The following is a 16,945-nucleotide window of genomic DNA, read 5'->3' on the forward strand; positions in this document are numbered from 1 at the left end:
CATCTCGACAGCGGAATGTTGTTAATGTGGCTTTTAACAGCCAATAACTAGATTATCATATCTCCGGACTTGAGTAAAGGTTAATCTTCACTTTCGTCTAATTCAATTTGAATATCCCGAAGCAAATGACGCTGCTTTGGGGTCAACTGCAGTTTTTTAAGCAAGTCTGGCCGCCGTTCCAAAGTGCGTTTTAACGATTGCGCTTCACGCCACTCATCAATTTTTTGGTGGTTGCCGCTGATCAGCACATCCGGCACCTTCATTCCGCGAAAATCGGCCGGCCGCGTGTACTGCGGGTATTCCAGCAGACCGGTTGAAAATGAATCCCCCGGTGCCGATTCATCGTTACCGAGTACGCCCGGCAGCAGCCGCGTAATTGCATCGATCATGACCATGGCTGGTAATTCACCGCCCGTGAGCACGTAATCGCCCATGGAGACCTCGTCCGTTACAAGCGTTCGAATCCGCTCGTCATACCCTTCATAATGCCCGCAAATGAACGTCAGATGGTCTTCATGAGAAAAATCTTCCGCCACTTTCTGGGTAAATGGCACACCGGCGGGATCCATAAGAATGACCCGCCCCGAAGGTATTCCCGCTTCACTGGCGGTTTTCTGGGTGGCAGCAAAAGCGTCAAACAAGGGCTGGGCCTGCAACAGCATGCCCGCCCCGCCACCAAATGGGTAGTCATCTACGTTGCCGTGTTTATTCGTTGAATACTGCCGAAAATCAGTCACTTGTAATTCGAGTTGATCGCGCTCAAGGGCCTTCCCCACAATTGAATCATGAAGGGGGCCGCTAAACATATTTGGAAACAGGCTTAGTACATCGATACGCATGGTTACTCGAGTCCCTCCATCAGCTCGACAACAACTTGGTGCTTGTCGAGTTCAACATGTTTGACGACCTGGTCGATGACCGGCAACAGCAGATCATCTTTGTCTGCCCGGGTAACGACCCAAACGTCATTTGCTCCTGGGGCCATAATTTCCTTGATTTTACCCAATTGCTCACCGTCTTCTGTCACAACGTCCAGGCCGATGATCTGATGATAGTAGTACTGGCCATCATCCAAGTCGCTGTCAGACAGTTGTTCGTCTGAAACCTTGAGTGTGGTGCCCTTCAACGGGAGTACTTCATTAATGTCAGCGTAGCCGGCCAGAGTAATTAACATAAAGCCCTTATGACTGCGGGCGCTCGCAATGGTGACCGTCTGCTGCGGTTTTGTGTCAGTGTCCTTTTTAAAGACTGCCAACTCACTGCCCTTTTTAAACCGCTGATCCGGAAAATCGGTGCTGACGACAACTTTAAGTTCGCCGCGAATACCGTGAGTGTTCACAATGGTGCCTACTTTGTAGTACATGGTTTCACTGCCTTTCTGATTTTGATTTGTTTATTTATAGTTGGATTTATCGGCTATTATCTTAATAGTGGTTAGATGTTTATTGGTCTATAGTTTGCCGTTTCGTTTTGCTGGCCGGCTACAATCAATCGCGGTGCCGTTATGTTGGATTATCCAGCACGACACTTGGCATGGTAGCAACGTGTTTCGAAAGGCTAGGGGCGGCCATGCATGCAACCTTGGTACAAATTTCTAGTTCGGGAATTGGTGTGCTCCTTTGCTTTTCTATTGCCGAAACGTGCTCCGCAAAACTGGGGGCTACTGCGTAAGGTAAAGCGGTCAAAAAGCCCAGGTTCAGGGCCTTTCGACCGCTTTACCTTACGCTTCGCCCAAACCGTTTTGCTCCGCACTCTTACAAAAAAAGCTCCAAACGAAGCAGTCTTTAAAACCGCTTCATTCGGGAGCCTTTGATTCGTCGTTAATGACTAAACGAACACGCTTTGGGCCTTTGACCCGCACGCTATAAACAATTGTCCGGATGGCTGAGGCAACGTGGCCCCGTTTACCGATCACCCGCCCGATGTCGTCTCCAGCGACCGTTAGATGGAATTCGTAGAAACGATCCGTTTCCACTTCTTCAATACTAATCGCGTCTGGATTCTCTACCAGCGGTGTGACGATTGTTTTAATGAGTTGTTTAAAGTCGGTCATTCCTGATCACTTCGCTTATTTCTTGGAAAACTTAGCTTCGTGGAACTTCTTCATGATACCGGCGTTCGAAAGGATGTTCCGAACAGTATCTGAAGGTTGGGCACCATTGTTCAACCAGTTCATGATTGATTCTTCTTCAAGTTCAACCACGGCTGGTTCAGCAAGTGGGTTGTAAGTCCCAACTTTTTCGATAAAACGACCGTCACGAGGGCTCCGTGAGTCCGCAACAACGATACGGTAGAATGGGCGCTTCTTTGAACCCATTCGCTTTAAACGAATCTTAACTGACATGCATTGACACCTCCTGTAATTCTTTCAACGATAAATAATATACCAGTAAATTAGAGGGTTGTAAAGGTTTTTTTCTTTACACCCTTAAATCTATTTAAAATTCTGGGTTAACCACTGTTGTGACGCGGTTGATAGAACGCGGCGATGCTGGTTTAAAAACCGCATGACCGCCGTATAATTCACGAAATCTATTTTTTCAGGCACCAACTTTGCCGATTGGAGCGCTTGAACAAATTGCAGATCCGTAATCATGATCAGTTCGCTCATTAACGGATTACCAGTGTCCACTGACTGCCAATCATCTTGGAGCAGTTTAATGGCTCGCTGGTAACGCGCATCGTGCCAAATAACACTTCGACAATCACTTGCTGTTAACATGGCCGACACCCTCCCTTCTGCATCGTTTAAACATGGATGACCGTTACTGAACCGATCGGCTGATGTACTGAAAGGTCGCTGACGGTCGTGGTCAATCCCCAGATTACATTTGTGAACCGGTGCTGATCCACACGCGCCTCACCGTGGCCATCCGTTAAGATCATGGCAACGGCATTCTCATCGCGGTATCCCTGTTCCAGCAGCCAGTTAAAAATCGGCTGATAGGCCGTTCCGCCGCCGCCAAACCGCTGCTGGTGTAATTGGCCGGCATGCCGAACGCGTTGCAGTTGGTCAGCGTGAACTGCGGCATCAAACGGCACAACTATCAGCGTGTCCTGATACCGTTTGAGCAGGGTCATGACCTGTCCTAACACCGTTGCAACTTCCGTGTCGCTCATGGAACCGGACTGGTCGACAAAGGCCACCACCGTCCGTACGGTACTGACCCGGCTGCCCGGTAGTTCCAAGCGGTACGGTTGCCGCCGATCAAAGCGATTGTATGCATCATCACGCAGTCTCACTGCATTGCCCAGTCCCCGTTGCAAAAGTTGCCGCCAATTAAACGACAACGGCTGTTGGATAACCCGTAACTGTTGTTGAATGGCACTTGGCAGCAACCCTCGTTGTTTTTCAGGCGTATTGAACCACGCATCACTCAGGAGCTGATCAACGGCCGCTTTTACAGCATCATCCGTCCCTTGCCACTGCTCATGACTGTCAAGCTGTGTCACCGTTGGCAGCTGGGTATCGTGGCCTGAATGAAACGCTTGTCCACGTTTATTTTGACCAAGATCTGACTGGTTCAACGCGTGTAAATACGTTGCTGAATCTTGTTTCGGTAATAAATTCAAGTGGTATTGGAAGTTGATCTGAGTACGAGAAACGGCGCCCTTTGGCAAGTCGGGAATGTACTCGTTGACGGCCAGGTCCGTTGCAAGCTGAACGAGCGGGTCATCCGTTTGGTCAGCATACCGGTCTAAATGCCGCCAGATCAAATGCCCGAGGACGTGCTTTAACACCGCAGTTAAGGCGGCTCCGGTTTGACAGAGTACTAACAGCCGGTCAGGATCCACTGCCAGTGTTAACGCTGGTTTTACCTGCAGCTGAAGTGCCGCCTGCTGTCCATGCACCAAGGTTTTAGGAAGCCGTACTAATAATTCACCGTACAACCGTTGACTGCCAAGCAGGGTCATCGTTGCTTGAGTGAGCAGTGCCAAACATGCCTGATCACGCTGCTGGCTTGCGGGTTGTCGGCGCAGTACAGTTAATTGTTGGGTCAACGACATCCGTCATACCTCCCATCAAACCTTAATCACCGGCATCGCTAGCAACGCCGATTTTTGCCAACATCTGGTAGAGGTCAGCAACGGGTTGCTGGCCTGTCGCATCAGCTAGTTTTTCCAGCAACTGTGGCGTATCGGCCATTTTCAATGCAACGGCGTACTGCCCATCCGGAGCCATTTGCTTGAGCAGCGCCAAGAAACGACCGGCGTGCCCAGCCTTCGTCAGCGGATACTGGTCATCCTGCATGACCAGATCCGTTAAAATACTCTGCTGCTGCCCCGCATTAAACTGCGCAAACCGTTCGCTGAGTTCAGAAGGAAGCGCAGGTGTTTGCGCATCGCCCGAATAAATTTCCGCTGCGGTCAGTCCCTGCTCATCACGCTTCAGGTAAGCGTCGAACGCCCGACTCACTGTAACGCCAAGGTCGCCCGCTAAAATATCCAATCGCAGCGCGGTCTGCTGTTCGGCAGGCAGCTGCTTGAGCTGTTGCAAATTGGCGGAGACCCGCGCCCAGGCCCGCGGTGTCGGATACAGATCTGCATCGTGCTGAACGGGTCGCAACTGCCCCGGGTTTTCTTCGATAAACCGGATCACCTCTGGCAAAATCAAAGACTGGCCTTGGCCATTATCCGTTTTCGCCCACCGCAGCCAATCTGAAGTATCAGCTGTCATCACTAACCGGACAGTTCGGTCGTTGATGGCGGCATCACCAGTCACGACACCGTAGTCGCTCTGCTCAAACCCAGCCATGGTGGCATCCGGATTTTCGGCAAGAATCAAATGCACCTGAGCGGGTAATTTCAGCGTGTTGATCTGACGCTGTAAAACCAGGTTCATTAACTCGCTCTGAACCGCCTGCGTCCCGCGGTTAAACTCATCGAGGAACCAAATGATCGGCTGATTAGGGTGTGTTTCCGCCGCGTGGATGATTTCAATCAGCGTGTGGGTGTACCCAAATTTAACGTCAGCCAACTCCCCATAACGCGTCGTTTGTACAAACGCTTTGTCCGTCAGCGGCGGAATCGGAATCGCCAAATCACCCTTTTCTGACAAGCTGACCGTCGTCGTAAATAATCGCGCCTGCATTGCCTGCGCCACATCTGCCACTAGGGCCGACTTGCCGATACCGGCTTCACCAACGATTGTTGGCACATTGCCGGCCTTGATAATTAGTGGAATGGCTGTTAACAGATCTTGATAACTCAGCATAAAAACACCTTCTTGTCACAATTATGATAGCAAAGAAGACGAAGCCGGCTGCGTCTTCGTCCCCTATGTGAATCATTCAATTACTTGCGGCGCCGCTTCAAATTCGAACGGCGTTTCTTATTCTTTTTAATTCGGCGAGACATCTGTTTCATTGCCATCTGGCCCATTTTACCACCCATGGCGCCACCCATGCCGGCTTGACCCATCATGCCTTCCATGCCGGAGAAGTTCCCCTTGGACACTTGGTTCATCATTTTTTTCATTTGATTGAACTGCTTGATCATCCGGTTTACTTCTTGAATCGGCCGGCCGGAACCAGCAGCGATACGCCGCCGCCGTGACGGATTCAGTACATCCGGGTTAGTGCGTTCCTGTTCCGTCATCGAGTAGATAACGGCTTTGGTGTGGTCCATGTCCTTTGAATCCAGTTTAGCGTTTGCCATCGCCGGATTGTTGGCCATACCAGGAATCATTTTCATGATCTGGTCCATTGGCCCCATCTTTTGAATCTGCTGCATCTGATCCAAGAAATCGTTGAAATCAAACGAATTTTCCTGGATCCGCTCAGTCAGTGCCTGAGCTTGTTTTTCATCGTATTCCTTCTGGGTCTTTTCAATCAGGGACAGCATGTCGCCCATTCCGAGGATTCGTGACGCCATCCGGCCGGGATGAAAGACATCCAAATCGGACATCTTTTCACCTTCACCGACAAACTTGATTGGTTTGCCAGTAACGGCCCGAATTGAAAGGGCAGCCCCACCACGGGTATCGCCATCCAGTTTAGTCAGGATCACACCGGTCACGTCAAGTTTGTCGTTAAACCCTTGTGCGGTGGCCACGGCGTTTTGCCCAGTCATGGCATCAACGACCAGCATAATTTCATCCGGGTGCGCCAGATCTTTGATTTGCGCCAGTTCATTCATCAGTTGTTCGTCGATCTGCAACCGACCAGCCGTATCGATGAAGACGTAATCATTGTGGTTCTCTTCTGCCTGTGCTAACCCCTGACGAACGATTTCAACGGGGTTCGTATCGGTACCCATTTCAAAAACGGGCACATCGATTTGTTGCCCGACCGTCACTAATTGGTCAATGGCGGCTGGCCGATAAACATCGGCAGCAATCATTAATGGCCGCGCATTTTCGTCAGTTTTAAGGTGGTTCGCTAATTTGCCCGCAGTGGTCGTTTTACCAGCCCCTTGAAGCCCGACCATCATGATAATGGTTGGAATCTTAGCTGATTTATTTAACGGAACTGCGGACTCGCCCATCGTCTTGGTCAGTTCTTCGTCAACGATCTTAACGATTTGCTGTGCAGGATTTAAGCCTTCCAGCACCTTCGCGCCCACGGCCCGTTCCCGAACCGTTTTGACAAAGTCCTTGACCACGTCAAAGTTAACGTCGGCTTCCAGCAGGGCCAGCCGAATTTCACGCATGGTATCGCGCAGGTCGGCGTCAGAAACCTTCCCCTTGCCGCGCAGCCGCTTCATTGCGTTTTGTAATCGTTCAGTTAATCCTTCAAATGCCATGGATAAATGCACCTATCTTTCATTCTTCTTCAGCGGATTCCAACTGGCTTACCAGTTGGTTCAAGCGCTGATCAGTTGGGTATTGTTGTTTAACGTAGGCCTGAATCTCATCGGCAAGCTTATTGCGTTCCGTGAATTCAGCTAAGAGGTGCAGCTTTGTCTCGTACGTTTCGAGAATTTTTTCCGTGCGCCGGATATTGTCATAAACGGCTTGACGGCTGACCTCAAAGTCCTCGGCAATTTCGCCGAGTGAATAGTCGTCGCCATAGTACAGCTGCATATAGTCGTTCTGTTTTTTGGTCAGTAACGGCTGATAAAATTCGAAAAGCGAATTGATGCGATAATTTTTTCCAATTTCCAAGATAACGCCCTCCGTTGTCTACATACACTCAACTAGAGTACCATTTTTAACTGCTTCCGGCAAGCGGTTTAGACCGCTATGACACGGTTTTTCACGATAGCTGTAACAAAAAAGAGGTGCCCGGCAAGACAACCTCTTTTTTGTTTATTTCACGTCAATCAGACCCTTGAACAGCCCATAGACAAACTCAGTCGGCTCAAATGGCCGCAGATCATCGACTTGTTCACCAAGCCCAACGTACTTGACGGGCAGGTGCAGCTCGTTTCTAATGGCAAGCACAATGCCGCCACGCGCTGTTCCGTCCAATTTAGTGAGCACGATTCCCGTCACATCCGTTGTTTCCTTGAATAACTTGGCTTGGTTCAACGCGTTTTGGCCGGTCGTTGAATCCAGCACCAACAGAACTTCGTGCGGTGCATCAGGGATTTCCCGACTGATCACTCGTTTCATCTTGGCCAGCTCGTTCATCAGGTTAGCCTTGTTCTGCAGTCGACCCGCGGTGTCCACGAAAAGAATGTCGTAGTCTTCAGCCTTGGCTTTTTTGACCGCGTCAAAGACAACGGCCGACGGGTCACTCTTCTCCGGCTTCATCACAATGTCGACACCATCCCGTTTTGCCCAGACGTTCAGTTGTTCGATGGCACCGGCTCTAAACGTATCGGCTGCCGCCAGCAGCACCTTTTTGCCCTGCTGCTTAAACAGGTTGGCCATTTTCCCGATGGTGGTCGTTTTACCGACCCCGTTGACCCCGACAAACAGAATCACCGTCGGCCCTTTATCAGCGAAGTTCAGGTCGTTATTTTCTTCCGTCCCCGCCGCGTCGTACAGGTCGATCAATTTTTCAACCACGACGTTTTGGACGTCCTTTGGCTTCTTGGCATTTTGCAGTTTGACTTCATCGCGAAGCTGGTCACTGATCTGCATTGCCGCTTCGTAGCCAACGTCAGCACCGATCAGGGTTTCTTCGAGATCGTCAAAGAAGGATTCATCCACGTGCCGGAAATTTGCCAGCAAATGGTTTAACCGGTCACCAAACGTCTCCCGAGATTTTTCCAACCCCTTGTCGTACCGTTCAGCATCCGAGGGCGTCTGTTCGGGTGTTGATACGGCCTCATCCGCCGACTGTGATGTTACGTCAGTCGATGGTGTTACCGGAGCGTCGCCTTTTGTCGGCGTCACAGCGGGTGTTTCAATACCCGCTGTTGTCTCTGTTTTCTCAGTTGGTGCCGCCTGTGCAGGTTCTGCCACTGGCTCGGGTGCTTGAGCTGTTTCTTCAGCCTGCTGGTCAGCCGGTGTTTTGAAAGCATCGGTTGCCGGTGTGTCATGAACCGTTTCCGACGTTTGGACAGGCGCTGCTGAAGTCCCTGAAGATGCCGGTTCGTCCTTGACCGACGCTGGTTCCGGCGCGTCTTCAGTTGACGTCAATGGTGTCGTAACAGGCGTTGCTGGCGCGTCCTGGTCAGCGGTATCGGTCTCGTCCGGTACACGCGTTTCAGCCTCTGATGGTGCCTTTACGGTCCTGTCGCCCGACTCAGATTCGGGTTCTGCGGCCGGTGCCGTATCTGGCTTAGGTTCGGCTGCAGCTGATGCTTCCGTGTTGACCAGTTGTTCAGTCTTTTTTTCTTCGTCCGCTTTACTGCGGCGTTTAAAGAAATCAAATAACCCCACGTAAGACACTTCCTTTACTGTTTTTTATTGGTTGTAAACGTTTATTAATTGTTTGCGGTGACCTGACTTAAATCAACGGAAACGAGTTTTGACACACCGGATTCCTGCATGGTAATACCGTACAACCGATCTGCCTGCACCATGGTTTCCTTCCGGTGCGTGATCACGATAAACTGCGTATCCGTCTGGAACTGGTTCAAGTAACTGGCAAACCGCCCCGTGTTTGCGGGATCCAGTGCGGCTTCTGCTTCGTCTAAGATACAGAATGGTACCGGTTGAACCTGTAAAATGGCAAACAACAAGGTGATTGCCGTCAGCGCACGTTCACCGCCTGACAGCAGCCGCATACTCTGTAATTTCTTGCCTGGCGGTTCAGCCATGATCTCGATCCCGGTCGTGAGCAGATTCTTAGGATCCGTCAACTCTAGTCGGGCCCGACCACCGCCAAACATCTTAACAAAAGTTTGTGCAAATTGGACGTTAACCTCGTTAAAGGTCTTTTCAAACCGCGACACAACTTCCTTGTCCATCTCGTTCATGGTGGTCAGCAAGTTTTCTTTGGCAGCCTCGAGATCGCCACGCTGTTTCGTGAGAAAATCATAGCGTTCCTTGACCCGCTTATATTCTTCAATGGCGCCAAGATTGACATCACCAAGGTCATCCAGTCCACGCTTTAATAATTTTAGCTGCTCCTTGATATCCTCAAGCGGCTGATCGACGACTGACTGGCGCGCAAACGCCACGCTGACGTGGTAATTCTCCGTTAGGTCCCCAGTCAGCTGATCGACCCGGTTGCTGGTTTTTTGTTGCGCCAATTGGGTTTCGTGGACCGCTGACTGTTCAGCAGCAATGGTGTTGGTTAACGCGGCTTTGGTCAGTTCTAATTCATCGACCTTCGCCGTGACCGTCTTAAGGGCCTCGGTAGCTTCATCCACTTGACTCTGCGCCGTTTTTTGTGCCTTGTTGATTTCTTTGAGCTGAGCATCAATTCGAGACGCTGACTGGTCCCCGCTTGAGTCATCAGCCGTCAGGTCAGTCAGCTGCTGCTGCAGATCTGATTGCTGTGCCCGCAACGTTTGGAGCTGGTCACGACGTTCCTGAACAGTCTCCTGGGCATGTTTTTGCTGGACCGTCAACCGCGCCAAATCTTCCTTACAGGTCTGATACTGGTCGCTAACTGCTTGACTGGTCTCACTTGCAGCCTGTTGCTTAGCCTTAGCTGCCGTCATTGCGGCCTTCAAGTCAGTCAATTGCTGATTAGTGGCCGCCGTTTGCGTCTCATTGTCCTGCAACGCTTGTTGGTAGTCTTCTTCACCGCCTTGCAGCGCTTGCTGGGCGTGTTGGACCTTAACCTGTTTTTCCAGGGACGCAAGCCGGTCTTTAGCAACGTTGACTGCGCTTAATTTTGCTTGGTACGCCGTCGTCGTCTCGGTAACAGCAGTCAGCAGATCCGTTTGATTCAGCTGCGCTTGACGATCCTTGAGCGTTTGAAGTTCAGTCTGTTTCGCTGCCAGCTGAGCATCCATTTGTTTAACGGAAGTCTCCAGCCGCTGCCGTTCTTGCTGCCGAGCCAATAACCCGTTATTGGAACGACGGTCACGGCCGCCCGTCATCGTCCCGCTGGCTGAAACCACTTCACCGCCAAGGGTAATGATTCGGCATCGGTGATGAATCTGCCGGCCTAAAACGACAGCGTTGTCCAAATTATCAGCAAACAGCACGTTACCCAACAAGAAGTTGAGCACGGGTTGATACCGCTGATCGGTTACCCGCACTAAGACCGAGGCGACTCCCAGAAACCCTGGGACCTGCTGACAAGTGGCCAATGTGTTTCGGTCCACCTGCTTCGGACGAATCGTGGTCAGCGGTAAAAACGTGCTGCGCCCCAACGAATTCTGCGTCAGGTAGCGAATGGCCTGCTTACCGGCAGTTTCATCCGTAACCACAACGTTTTGCTGTTGGGAACCAATTGCGGCCTCAACCGCCTTGGTGTACTGTTCGTCCACCTGTAACAGCTCCGCTACGGGGCCAATGACGCCGGTCAATTTAGCTTGTGCCTGCATCACCGCTCGAGTGCCTTGGTAGAACCCGCTGTAGTTTGCTTGGGCTTCCTCCAGCGATTTCAACCGTGCTTTTGCCTGCTGGCTCACTTCCAGTGCTTTGAGCCACTGGTCGTTTAAATGGTCAAGTTTTTTTTGCCGGTGTTGGCGAACCGTGGCAGCGTCTTGCTGGGCCTGTTTGGCAGCCGTCAATGCCGCCTCGCAAGTTGTTAATTCCTCAGTCAATCCAGTTAATTCAGTCTTTCGTGTTGCTTCTTGTTCCAGCAACGCGGTCAATTGCGCCTTGGCTTGCGAATTTTGAGAATCCGCCCGTTGTTGATTTTTTTCCAGGTACTGCCGTTCATTATGCAGTGACGTCAGCGCCTGCATGGCTTTGACGTAGTCTTCCTGCAACTGATCACGCTTTTGCGATAACGTTTCTGAATCTAATTCGTTAAGCTGTTGTTTCAACGCTTTCGCTGATTTGCGGCCAGCTGCGACCTGTTTGTCGATCCGCTGCTGGTCAGCTAAGTTGGCGTCCAATTGTGTTTGGGTCGCTGTTAATTTAGCCGCAACACCGCTCAATTCAGCCTTGAGCTTAGTAACATTTTCAGCCCGGTTTGCACGACGTTCCTTATTCAGTGCTCTTTGACCAGCCAATTTCTGCTGGTCACCCGATAGTTGGATCAATTTATCATTGGCGGCATCCTTTTGTGACTGCCACTGCGTTTCTTGCTGGTGAAAATCGGTGACCTGTCTTTGATTCTCCTCAGCCGCTTTCCGGCTTTCTGCCAATTCTTGCTGCGCCTTGGTCAGTTTGCTCGTTTGTGTCTTCAGAATCTCACTTGCGGCATCGATACTAAGCACTAAGCGACTCTGTTCCAACTTATCAAACTGACCCTTTTGCGTGACATATTCCTCAGCCAAACTGCTCTGTTCTGCCAAGGGTTCAACCTGAGCGGACAATTCCGTGATCAGATCATTGACCCGGTCGAGATATTCAGCCGTCTGTTCCATTTCACGCTGCGCCTTTTGCTTGCCCAGCTTGTACTTTGAAACCCCCGTCACTTCTTCAATGATGAAGCGGCGATCTTCAGGCTTACTGTTAAAAATAGCTTCAACTCGGCCTTGCGAAATCATCGAAAACGAATCATCGCCGATCCCGGAATCCAAGAAGAGGTCAGTAATATCCTTTAATCGGCATTCCTGACCATTAAGCTGATACACACTGTCACCGTTTCGAAACAATTTTCGTGTAACACTCACTTCGGAATAGTCCGTGTTTAAATAGTGGTCCGTGTTATCCAGCACCATGGTGACCATGGCGCGGTTCAACGGTTTGCGCTCAGCGCTCCCCGCAAAAATCACGTCCGGCATGCGCTGCCCCCGTAAATTTTTGGCTGACTGTTCACCGAGAACCCAGCGGACGGCTTCGCTAATGTTGCTTTTGCCGCTCCCGTTAGGGCCCACAATGCCAGTCACTCCGGTCTCAAAATCGATTTTCGTATCATCCGCAAACGACTTGAAACCACTAATTTCAAGCGACTTTAACTTCATCGCATAGTCCCCATTCATTCAAAATTAACGTTTAGTTGTCCGCCTGTAATTTTTTAAGTGCTTCTTTGGCAGCCACTTGCTCAGCGTGCTTCTTTGAATGCCCAACACCGACACCGAGCTCCTTGCCGTCGACCGTTACAGAAACCTTAAAGGCCCGGTCGTTATCCGGCCCATCTTCTGAAACGAGTTCGTAATCAATAGCCACAGGTCCGTTTTGCTGGGCGACTTCTTGTAATTCCGTTTTGTGATCAAAGAATTCGTCGAACCGGCCCTCATCAAGTTTTGGAAAGATCACCTGATTTGAAAAGGCAATCACGGGTTCCACCCCTTGATCAAGGTACAAAGCACCAATAAAGGATTCAAAAATATCACACAGCAGTGAATCACGTTCCCGGGCGTGCGCTTTTTCCTCGCCCCGACCCAGTCGAATATACTTATCAAAGGTACACTCCCGCGCAAAGCTTGCGAAACTGTCTTCGTTGACCATCGCTGCCCGCAGTCGTGTCAGCCGACCCTGTGGCAGTTTGGGATACCGTTTGTAGATGTATTCTGAAACCACCAGCTGCATGACCGCATCACCTAAGAATTCGATGCGTTCATAAAATTTCAAGTTTTGGTTCGGGTGTTCATTGACGTACGAAGCCTGTGTAAAGGCCTCGTCTAAAAGGCTCTGATTTTGAATCGTAATGTGAAACCGTTTCTTAAGTAGTTCATTTAACCCTTGTATCAATTTTGTTCCTCCATTTTTATTGATGAAAGTAAAAAGGCGATTACCCAAGTAACCGCCGAATCACTGACAGTTGATAAGATCAACCGCCACTTTGCCTATTTACTGTGGCTCGTGATGTAATCCACCGCTTCGCCAACCGTGTTTAGGTTTTCCGCATCTTCGTCGGAAATTTCGGCGCCAAAGGTGTCTTCCAACTCCAAGATAAATTCCACAAAATCAATGGAGTCAGCGTCCAAATCAGTTTTGAAATTTAACGTATTCGTGATCTTATCACGATCGACCTGAAACCGGTCCGCAATAATATCGGCAATTTTATTAAACGTTTCTTCTTTTGACATTTCCTTACCTCACTCAATCAACCTTGTTCATTTGTTAGTCTATCACAAACTTGCACCTAACAACATGCTTTTTTACTGGCACTGCGACGGGGCTGTCTCGACCTTCTCAGCCTAAACGATGCCACGCAACGCCCAGCCTATTTGCGCTATCGTGAAACGCGTCCCTGTGAGCCTTAATAACTGTTCGTGTGAGCCGGTTCCAAAATAGACTTGGCCATGGTGCTTCACTGCCGTGCCACATAACAACATACAACGACCATCAAACCTGGATACCTAAATTCCTGATAATCGTCATACAAGTTCCACCAGCACCGGCACTATTTTTGCTTCAACTGTTCCTTAGCAGCAATCATCTCGTCACTGTGCTCGTCAAAATAGGTGACAACGTCAGCGACAACGTTGTTTTCGAGCATGGTCTTGATCTGTCCGATCGTATTGGCGACAGTTGGTGCCTTGGTTGAGCCGTGAGTTTTAACAACGGGTGCTTTCACACCGATCAAAACCGCACCACCATGCTTCGAATAGTCCATTTGCGCCTGAATCTTGCCAAAGGTCGACTTCAGCATAGCTGCGCCAAGTTTGGCGGAGATCCCGCCATCCATAATAGTTGATTTGATCAGTTTCAGCATACTTAAGGCAGTACCTTCCGTACTCTTCAACACAGCGTTACCGGAAAACCCGTCGCTGACAACCACGTCCGCAACACCGTTCAGCAGTTCACGTGATTCAACGTTACCAATGAAGTTGATGTCCTCAATTGAGCTCAGTGCTTCATGAGCGGCCTTGTGGACCAAGTCGCCCTTGTCTGCTTCCGTCCCGTTGTTCAACAGGCCGATCCGCGGGTTCTTAACACCCATAACGGTCTCAGCGTAGTACTTGCCCATGATGGCGTATTGGTAAAGGTTAAACGGCTTTGTATCAGCGTTTGCACCAACGTCAAGCATTAGGAAACTGTCCTGATCCGGTTTGTTCAACACTGGCAGGATCGTGGTCAGCCCAGGCCGGTCAATACCTTTGATTCGGCCGATGATCAGCAGACCGGCAGCCAAGATGGCACCGGTATTCCCCGCAGAGAAAAATGCATCGGCCTGACCGTCGCGAACATCCTGAGCTGCCAAAACGATGCTGGATTGTTTCTTACGCCGAATCGCGCGAACGGGTTCATCCTCCATCGCAATAACTTCGTCAGCCTGAATCAAATTGATCCGTTCCTCGTTTTGTAACAGCGGTTTTACCTTATCTAGTTGGCCGTAGAGGTTAAATTCAACTTCTGGGTACCGGTCACGCGCCAGTTCCACCCCTGCAACAATCTCCTTTGGGGCGTAGTCGCCGCCCATTGCGTCAACAGCAATTTTCACAATCAATCCATCCCTTCATGTCGTGGTGCTTAATCAAATAAATATGTGGTGCGTTCTTTTTGTGTCATAAAATCAGCTAACGCCTTATTTTCTGGTTGCTGCTGCCAATCTGACCGGTCGCTCAGCTGCTTTGCTTCCTGCTGGGCAACGCTGAGCATCGTCAGGTCAGCTACCGGATCGCCGACTTTAAAGTCAGGGACGCCGGACTGTTTTTTACCCAGGACATCGCCGGCGCCGCGCAGTTCCAAATCTTTTTGCGAGAGCACAAAACCATCGTTCGTCTGGGTCATGACCTGCATGCGCTGCACACCGTTTTTATTTTTCGGGTCAGCAATCAAAATACAGTAGGACTGCTGGTCTGAACGCCCGACCCGGCCGCGAAGCTGATGCAGCTGCGACAGGCCGAAATGGTCGGCATCGTAAATAAACATGACGGTCGCGTTTTTAACGTCCACGCCGACTTCGATCACGGTAGTTGCAACCAAAACTTGGAATTCTTGGTTTTTAAAGGCGGCCATCACGGCCTCTTTTTCTTCGTTTTTCATCCGGCCATGCAGGAGACCGACCTGGTACGTTGGCGCGAAGTACTTGGAGAATCGTTCATAAATCGCCTCGGCGTTCTTCATATCCACCGCTTCAGATTCTTCAATCAGCGGTGTAACAACGTACGCTTGGTGTCCGGCCTGCAGTTGCCCCGTCACAAACTGAATTGCGGACTCGATCTGAGTACTTTTGATCCAGTACGTTGAGACGGGCTTTCGTCCAGCCGGCAGCTCGTCGATCACCGAGATATCCATTTCGCCGTAGCTGGTGATTGCCAGCGTTCGCGGAATCGGGGTTGCCGTCATGGCCAGCACGTCCGGATTGTCACCCTTTTCGCGCAGCGCCTGACGCTGACCAACTCCGAACCGGTGCTGTTCATCAATGACAACCAGCCCAAGTTTGTGGTAGCTCACCGTGTCTTGGATCAGCGCGTGAGTCCCGATGATCAGGTTAAGTTCACCGCTTTCGATACGCGGCAAAATTTCTTTTCTGACGGCCGGTTTCGTTGATCCGGTGAGTAAAACAATATTGACTGGAAAGCCTTCAAAGAGCGCCTGTAAATTGTTTGCGTGCTGCTCCGCCAGAATTTCTGTCGGCGCCATCAGTGCCGCCTGGAAACCAGCGGTAATGGCGGCGTACATCACGATGGCCGCCACGACCGTTTTCCCGCTGCCGACATCCCCCTGCAATAACCGGTTCATGTGCAGTGGCCGTTTCATATCCGCGCAAATTTCGTTTACCACCCGTTTTTGCGCACTGGTAAGTTCGTACGGCAACGACTGAGTCAGCGCAGTCAGCTGGTCGTTATCGTAGGCGATCGGCGTCCCTGTCTGCGTTTTATCAGCCCGTTTGAGCTGTTGCAGCTGCATTTGAAAGAGGAAAAATTCCTCAAATTTCGCGCTGCGTCTAGCCGCTTGGGCAGCCTCGAGGGTCTTTGGAAAGTGCATGTCATGAATCATCTGTTCTCGATCCAGCAACCGGTAATGTGTCGCAATCGGTGCCGGGATCAGGTTAGTGATTTCATCATGATACTGTTCCCAGGCAGCCTGTACAAGCTGCTGAATCGTTTTTTGACGGATCCCGCTGTTGCTTGGATAGACCGACGCCATCGGATCAGCGTTACCGCTTGACAGAATTTTCATACCGTTCAGCTGCCGCCGATTTGCGTCAAACCGACCGTAAACCATGATGGGTTCTTCCACCGCAATTTGTTTTTGTAACCAGGGCTGATTAAAAAAGGTCACTGGCACAACGTCGTGGCCAATCAGCAAGCGAAAATTCAACCGCGTTTTTTTTCGGCCAAACCGGGCAATGGTCGGCGGTGCTGCAACAATGCCCTTCAACGTGACTTGTTCTTGGTCCTGGATCTCGTTTAAATTTTTGACCCGCATATCGTTATACCGAAAAGGATAGTAGGTCAAAAGTGAGGCAATATCAGTGATACCAAGCGCAGCCAAAGCATCGACTCGTTTTGGACCGACACCCGGCAATGTGCTCACAGAATCCGTTAACGCCACAACTGCAGACCTCCCTTTTACAAACGCGTTTGGCATGAAAGGCGAATAGCAAACCGCAGGCTGTTCGCCAATTGTTTGCTATTCGCCTTT

The 16,945-nt window shown here is 50.5% G+C and carries 15 protein-coding genes; all 15 read right to left on the reverse strand.

All coding sequences use genetic code 11. The features are described from left to right. Positions 1–80: 80 nt before the first annotated feature. The 15 genes from trmD to recG all read right to left on the reverse strand — a co-directional run bounded on the left by trmD (position 81) and on the right by recG (position 16,891). Complete coding sequence (gene trmD, locus FC82_RS03645) at positions 81–839, reverse strand: tRNA (guanosine(37)-N1)-methyltransferase TrmD (protein WP_054758462.1); 759 nt, start codon at positions 837–839, stop codon at positions 81–83. A gap of 2 nt (positions 840–841) precedes the next feature. Beyond that, the gene (gene rimM / locus FC82_RS03650) at positions 842–1,363 is read right to left on the reverse strand and encodes a ribosome maturation factor RimM (protein ID WP_056996231.1); all 522 of its coding nucleotides are present in this window, start codon (positions 1,361–1,363) and stop codon (positions 842–844) included. Positions 1,364–1,795: 432 nt separating this feature from the next. Next, on the reverse strand, positions 1,796–2,053 hold the full coding sequence (locus tag FC82_RS03655) for a KH domain-containing protein (protein WP_054707099.1): 258 nt from the start codon (positions 2,051–2,053) through the stop codon (positions 1,796–1,798). A gap of 15 nt (positions 2,054–2,068) precedes the next feature. After that, positions 2,069–2,344 carry a 30S ribosomal protein S16 gene (gene rpsP, locus FC82_RS03660; RefSeq protein ID WP_054758460.1) on the reverse strand — a complete coding sequence of 92 codons (276 nt, stop codon included), beginning with the start codon at positions 2,342–2,344 and terminating at the stop codon, positions 2,069–2,071. Positions 2,345–2,434: 90 nt separating this feature from the next. Beyond that, positions 2,435–2,722 carry a hypothetical protein gene (locus tag FC82_RS03665; protein ID WP_054758458.1) on the reverse strand — a complete coding sequence of 96 codons (288 nt, stop codon included), beginning with the start codon at positions 2,720–2,722 and terminating at the stop codon, positions 2,435–2,437. A 26-nt stretch (positions 2,723–2,748) separates the two neighbouring features. Next, complete coding sequence (locus FC82_RS03670) at positions 2,749–4,008, reverse strand: vWA domain-containing protein (protein WP_054758456.1); 1,260 nt, start codon at positions 4,006–4,008, stop codon at positions 2,749–2,751. 22 nt (positions 4,009–4,030) lie between these two features. After that, a complete protein-coding gene (locus tag FC82_RS03675) occupies positions 4,031–5,215 on the reverse strand; it encodes an AAA family ATPase (protein WP_056996232.1) in 1,185 nt (394 codons plus the stop codon). A gap of 80 nt (positions 5,216–5,295) precedes the next feature. Beyond that, positions 5,296–6,744 (reverse strand): signal recognition particle protein, encoded by a 1,449-nt coding sequence (ffh, locus tag FC82_RS03680; protein WP_056996233.1) that lies wholly within the window; start codon positions 6,742–6,744, stop codon positions 5,296–5,298. Positions 6,745–6,763: 19 nt separating this feature from the next. Then, complete coding sequence (locus FC82_RS03685) at positions 6,764–7,105, reverse strand: putative DNA-binding protein (protein ID WP_056996234.1); 342 nt, start codon at positions 7,103–7,105, stop codon at positions 6,764–6,766. A 144-nt stretch (positions 7,106–7,249) separates the two neighbouring features. After that, on the reverse strand, positions 7,250–8,773 hold the full coding sequence (gene ftsY / locus FC82_RS03690) for a signal recognition particle-docking protein FtsY (protein ID WP_056996235.1): 1,524 nt from the start codon (positions 8,771–8,773) through the stop codon (positions 7,250–7,252). A gap of 44 nt (positions 8,774–8,817) precedes the next feature. Next, the gene (gene smc, locus FC82_RS03695) at positions 8,818–12,369 is read right to left on the reverse strand and encodes a chromosome segregation protein SMC (RefSeq protein WP_056996236.1); all 3,552 of its coding nucleotides are present in this window, start codon (positions 12,367–12,369) and stop codon (positions 8,818–8,820) included. A gap of 31 nt (positions 12,370–12,400) precedes the next feature. After that, positions 12,401–13,099, reverse strand: coding sequence for a ribonuclease III (rnc, locus tag FC82_RS03700; protein WP_054758447.1), 699 nt, complete (start codon positions 13,097–13,099; stop codon positions 12,401–12,403). A gap of 95 nt (positions 13,100–13,194) precedes the next feature. Then, a complete protein-coding gene (gene acpP / locus FC82_RS03705; protein ID WP_054758445.1) occupies positions 13,195–13,437 on the reverse strand; it encodes an acyl carrier protein in 243 nt (80 codons plus the stop codon). A gap of 317 nt (positions 13,438–13,754) precedes the next feature. Continuing rightward, positions 13,755–14,795, reverse strand: coding sequence for a phosphate acyltransferase PlsX (gene plsX, locus FC82_RS03710; protein WP_056996270.1), 1,041 nt, complete (start codon positions 14,793–14,795; stop codon positions 13,755–13,757). Positions 14,796–14,824: 29 nt separating this feature from the next. Further along, positions 14,825–16,891 carry an ATP-dependent DNA helicase RecG gene (gene recG / locus FC82_RS03715; RefSeq protein ID WP_056996237.1) on the reverse strand — a complete coding sequence of 689 codons (2,067 nt, stop codon included), beginning with the start codon at positions 16,889–16,891 and terminating at the stop codon, positions 14,825–14,827. Between the last annotated feature and the right edge of the window lie 54 nt (positions 16,892–16,945).

This window comes from Secundilactobacillus collinoides DSM 20515 = JCM 1123 (assembly GCF_001435975.1).
In the GTDB taxonomy this organism is placed as follows: Bacteria; Bacillota; Bacilli; order Lactobacillales; family Lactobacillaceae; genus Secundilactobacillus; species Secundilactobacillus collinoides.